The 4649-nt window shown below is 61.6% G+C and carries 7 protein-coding genes; all 7 read right to left on the bottom strand.

All coding sequences use genetic code 11. The annotated features are described in order from the left end of the window. On the bottom strand, positions 1–571 hold a 571-nt coding region (ispH, locus tag EOA78_RS35080; protein WP_127320264.1), incomplete at its 3' end, for a 4-hydroxy-3-methylbut-2-enyl diphosphate reductase. A gap of 154 nt (positions 572–725) precedes the next feature. Further along, positions 726–1523: an SURF1 family protein gene (locus EOA78_RS35075; protein ID WP_164784107.1), complete on the bottom strand. Its 798-nt coding sequence runs from the start codon at positions 1521–1523 to the stop codon at positions 726–728. Further along, the gene (locus tag EOA78_RS35070; RefSeq protein ID WP_127320262.1) at positions 1520–1906 is read right to left on the bottom strand and encodes a DUF983 domain-containing protein; all 387 of its coding nucleotides are present in this window, start codon (positions 1904–1906) and stop codon (positions 1520–1522) included. The genes EOA78_RS35075 and EOA78_RS35070 overlap by 4 nt, the downstream gene beginning before the upstream one ends. Before the next feature lie 82 nt (positions 1907–1988). Next, on the bottom strand, positions 1989–2870 hold the full coding sequence (locus EOA78_RS35065; protein WP_127320260.1) for a cytochrome c oxidase subunit 3: 882 nt from the start codon (positions 2868–2870) through the stop codon (positions 1989–1991). Between the two features lies 1 nt (position 2871). Next, positions 2872–3513 (bottom strand): cytochrome c oxidase assembly protein, encoded by a 642-nt coding sequence (locus EOA78_RS35060; protein WP_127320258.1) that lies wholly within the window; start codon positions 3511–3513, stop codon positions 2872–2874. 8 nt (positions 3514–3521) lie between these two features. Then, positions 3522–3683, bottom strand: coding sequence for a hypothetical protein (locus EOA78_RS35055; protein ID WP_077381685.1), 162 nt, complete (start codon positions 3681–3683; stop codon positions 3522–3524). A 2-nt stretch (positions 3684–3685) separates the two neighbouring features. Beyond that, the gene (locus EOA78_RS35050; protein WP_127320256.1) at positions 3686–4627 is read right to left on the bottom strand and encodes a heme o synthase; all 942 of its coding nucleotides are present in this window, start codon (positions 4625–4627) and stop codon (positions 3686–3688) included. Positions 4628–4649: the final 22 nt, after the last annotated feature.

Raw genomic sequence — 4649 nt, 5'->3', positions numbered from 1 at the left:
GCACCCGAATGATGCCGGCGGTGTCCTCGACCGACAGCGTCGTCTGGGTGACGAAACCGAGCGCCTGCGCGTCTGCGGGCACCAAATTCGCCGCGTCGGCTTCGGTCTCGATCAAGGTGACGGCGCCGTCCGGCAATTGCCCCATCGTGCCGATCACTTCCGGGTGGCCGGCATGGCCGATCAGAAGCACATGGCGGCCGAGCCGCTGATGGCGCATCGCTTGCTTGTGGACCTTCGACACCAGCGGGCAGGTGGCGTCGAGATAGAAGAGGTTGCGCGCCTGGGCGTCCGCCGGCACCGACTTCGGCACGCCATGCGCCGAAAAGACGACCGGGCTCTGGCGATGCTCCGCCGGTATCTCGGAGAGTTCCTCGATGAACACCGCACCCAGGCTTTGCAGCCCCTCGACGACATACCGATTGTGCACGATCTCGTGGCGGACATAGACCGGCGCGCCGTATTTCTTCAGCGCCAACACGACGATCTGGATGGCGCGGTCGACGCCGGCGCAGAAGCCCCGCGGCTGGCAGAGCCTTATTGTCAGCGGTGGCTTTGTGGTCGTGTGAAGCATGATTACCGGCCGGTTGGTCGTAGCATGAACTCAAGTCTTGAACTCAAGGCGCGAAATGAGGTGCGCACCCCTGCCCTGTCAAGGGCGCCGGTGCCGATCATTAGAGCGACGTGCGTCCATTTGGACGCACAAAGTACGCTCTAACACTTTTTATCTACGCATCGTGCTTTCCGAAAATCGATTTCGATTTTCGGGCCGATGCGTCTTTCGCCGGGCGGCGAAGCCTGAAGATGAGGACTCCGGCAAGGGCAGCGGCAAGGCCGTACCAGGTTACGGCATATTGCAGATGGCTGTTCGGCAGGTCGATGATGGTAACGCCGCCGACCGGCAGCCCACCTGGGTTCGGCGTGGCGTCCGCGTCGATAAAGAATGGCACCAGCCCCGCGCCGGCCGGCAGACCGGCGCTGGCCGCCATGGCGTCGCGATCCTTCCAGTAGAAGATGTTCTTCTGCGGATCATTGTCGGGAAGCATCATCGAGGGCTTTGCCGGCAGCGGATTGCGGGCGAGCCCCGTCACCGTCACCTGGCCCGCACCTTGGCTTTGCGGGCGCTTGGCCGCGTCCTTGAGATCGTACGGCACGAAGCCGCGATTGATCAGAACGACGCGGCCGTCCTCCAGCTGCAAGGGCGTGAAGACATCGAAACCCGACTGGCCTTCCCAGGTCGCGAAGAAATGTCGCTCGCCTTGATGCAGGAAAGTGCCTGATGCCGTCACCGGCGTGTAGTCAACGTCGCCGGTGGAGGTGAATCGCTTTTCGACCTCGGCCAATGGCACAGGCGCCGAGTGCGTGCGCTGGTCGATAGTCTGAATGAGACCCTCTTTCCAGTAGAGGCGCTGCACCTGCCAGGTGCCCAGCCCAAGCAAAATGAAGAACAGCACGAGGCCTAGGCCAAGCAGCAATGCCGTCTTTGGTCGCGAAAGGCCTGCCACTGAAGCGGATGTCGTGCTCATTCGCCGAGGTCCAGCCTGCCCTCCGCCGCCTTGTTGCGGTATTGCAGCGTCAGGAGCACACCCTTGATCAGCCTGAGCGCGCCCAGGCAAAGCACCAGCGTGAGCGGTATCCACAACACGAGATGCAGCCAGAGCGGCGGGTTCAGCGTCACCTCCATCCACAGCGCCAGCCCGACGACGATGAAGCCGATGATCAGGATGACGAACACCGCCGGCCCGTCGCCGGCATCGGCGTAGGAATAGTCGAGGCCGCAATTGGCGCAGCGTTTTCCGACCGTGAGGAAGCCGGAAAACAGCGGTCCCTCGCCACAGCGCGGGCAGCGTCCGTGCAGGCCAGCCGAAATCGGATCGATTGGTGGCCAGATCGCCTTGTCGTCGCTCATTGCGATACCTTAGCGCCCTTCGCCCCAAAAGATAAGGCGGCCACGTCGCCGCAGCCGCCTCGTCGATTTCCTCAAAAAGATTTCAGTGGCCTTCAATGACCGCGCCGCTCGACGCCCAGACATAGATCGACGCGAACAGGAACAACCAGACCACGTCGACGAAGTGCCAATACCAGGCGGCCGCCTCGAAGCCGAAATGCTGCTTGGGCGTGAAATCGCCCTTCATCGCACGGACCAGGCAGACCAGCAGGAAGATCGTGCCGATGATGACATGGAAGCCGTGGAAGCCGGTCGCCATGAAGAAAGTGGCGCCGTAGATCGAATCCCTGAAGCCGAACGGGGCGTGAATGTACTCGTAAGCCTGCACCATGGTGAACAGCATGCCGAGACCGACGGTCAGCACCAAGCCGTTGATCAGCCCCTTACGGTCGCCATGAATGAGCGCGTGGTGCGCCCAGGTCACCGTAGTGCCCGACAAAAGCAGGATGACAGTGTTGTAGAGCGGCAGGTGGAAGGGGTCGAGAACCTCGAGGCCCTTCGGCGGCCATACACCGCCGGTGAAGGCGGCGCGGGCGTATTGCTGTGCCTCGCCGGGAAACAGGCTGGCGTCGAAGAAAGCCCAGAACCAGGCGACGAAGAACATCACCTCGGAAGCGATGAACATGATCATGCCATAGCGCAGATGCAGCGACACGACACGTGTGTGGTGGCCTTCATGCGCTTCCTTGATGGTATCCGACCACCAGGCGTACATGGTGTAGATAACGATCAAAAGGCCGATGTAGAACAGCCACGGATTGGCGATGTTGAAGCCGAAGATCGGGAAATCGCCGCCCTTGAGATACTGCATGTAACAGACGCCGCCGATCGCGGTGACCAGCGCGCCGACCGAGCCAAGGAACGGCCACGGGCTCGGGTCGACGAGATGGTAGTCATGTTGTGGTTTTGCGTGCGCGTCTGCCATATCAACCCCCGAGGCTTCGTTCGGTATGTGAAACTTTGTTGCTTGTGCCTTCGGCCGGCGCCGACGACGCGACCGGTTTGTTCTTCTCGTTCTTCTCGACCGGGAACATCGTGTAGGACAGGGTAATCGTCTTCAGGTCCTTCAGTTCCGGCGCATTGACGATGTCGGGATCTACATAGAACACGACCGGCATGTCCAGCGTCTCGCCAGGCTTCAACGTCGTGTCGGTAAAACAGAAACACTCGACCTTGTTGAAGTAAGATCCCGCCAGTTCCGGCTGCACGTTGAAGGTCGCGCGGCCGGTAGTGGCCCGGACGAACTTGTTGGTGGCGCTATAATGCGCCTGCGCCGTCTCGCCTATCTTGATGGTGGTCGAGCGGGCGACTGGCTCAAACTGCCATGGCACTCCGGCTGTGTTGGCGTCGAAGCGGATGGTGATATCGCGATCGAGCACGCGGTCGGCATATTGCTGCGTTGCGCGTTTCACGGTGCCGCCGTATCCGGTCGCCTGGCAGAACATCGCGTAGAGCGGCACCGCGGCATAGGCCATGCCGATCATGCCGCCGAAAAAGGCGATGCAGACGCCGGCGACGATGCGGTTGGTGTTCTTCTTTTGAGGATGGGTCACTGTTTTGCGGTTCATCTTGAGCCTCACATCGTTCCGGTGAGGTTGTGACCGAACTTCACGACGGTCGCGATATAGAAGATGACGACAAGCACCGCCAGCGCCAGGCCGATGGCTACCGAACGGTTGCGCCGGGCCTTCTGCTGGCGCTCAGTCAGCGTGACGAGTTCAAGCTTCTTGTCGGCCATGGTCATGCTCCGCCCGCCAGCGCGCGCCCGACAACGCAGTCGGCAAGATAGATGGCGAAGATGCCGAAGAGATAGAGCAGCGAATAGCCGAACAATGCCTTGGCCGGCTTCATCACATGGTCGTCGTCCGCCATCTGCAGCACCTTCCACGTATACCAGACAAAGCCGGCACCGAGCAGCGCCGCAAAGACGCCATAGGCGGGCGTGGTGAAACCGAGCGCCCATGGCAGCACGCCAACCGGCGCGAGGATCAGCGCGTAGGCAAAGATCTGGCGTCGGGTCGAAGCCTGGCCGGCGACATTCGGCATCATCGGGATGCCGGCCCTGGCATAGTCCTCGGACTTGAAGAGAGCGAGCGCCCAGAAATGCGGCGGCGTCCACAGGAAGATGATCAGGAACAGGACGACGCTTTCCAGGCTGACCGTTCCGGTCACCGCGGCCCAGCCGATCACCGGCGGAAAGGCGCCGGCAGCACCGCCGATGACAATGTTCTGCGGCGTCCAGCGCTTCAGCCACATCGTGTAGACGACCGCATAGAAGAAGATGGTGAAGGCCAGCAGCGTCGCCGACAGCCAATTGACCAGTACGCCGAGCGTCATCACCGACAGCACCGACAGCACCAGGCCGAAACTCAACGCCTCGCCGGGCCGGACGCGGCCGGCCGGCACAGGACGGCCTGCGGTTCTGGTCATCACCGCATCGATATCGGCGTCATACCACATGTTGAGCGCGCCGGACGAGCCAGCACCGATGGCAATAGCCAGGATAGCGATCACCGCCAGCAGCGGATTGATAGTCACGGGTGCCGCGACCAGGCCGACAAAGGCGGTGAACACCACCAGCGACATGACGCGCGGCTTCAACAGGGCGAAGAAATCGCCCGCCGTCGCTTCCGACATGCGAAAGCCCGGTTCGTCAGTCAATGTGTCGTCGACAAGGGCCATGCGTAATTAAAGTCCATTATTC

The organism is Mesorhizobium sp. M5C.F.Cr.IN.023.01.1.1, assembly GCF_003997585.1.
GTDB lineage: Bacteria > Pseudomonadota > Alphaproteobacteria > Rhizobiales > Rhizobiaceae > Mesorhizobium > Mesorhizobium wenxiniae.
Note: the sequence above shows the minus strand (reverse complement) of the source record. Positions and strands in the feature narration are given on the sequence as shown.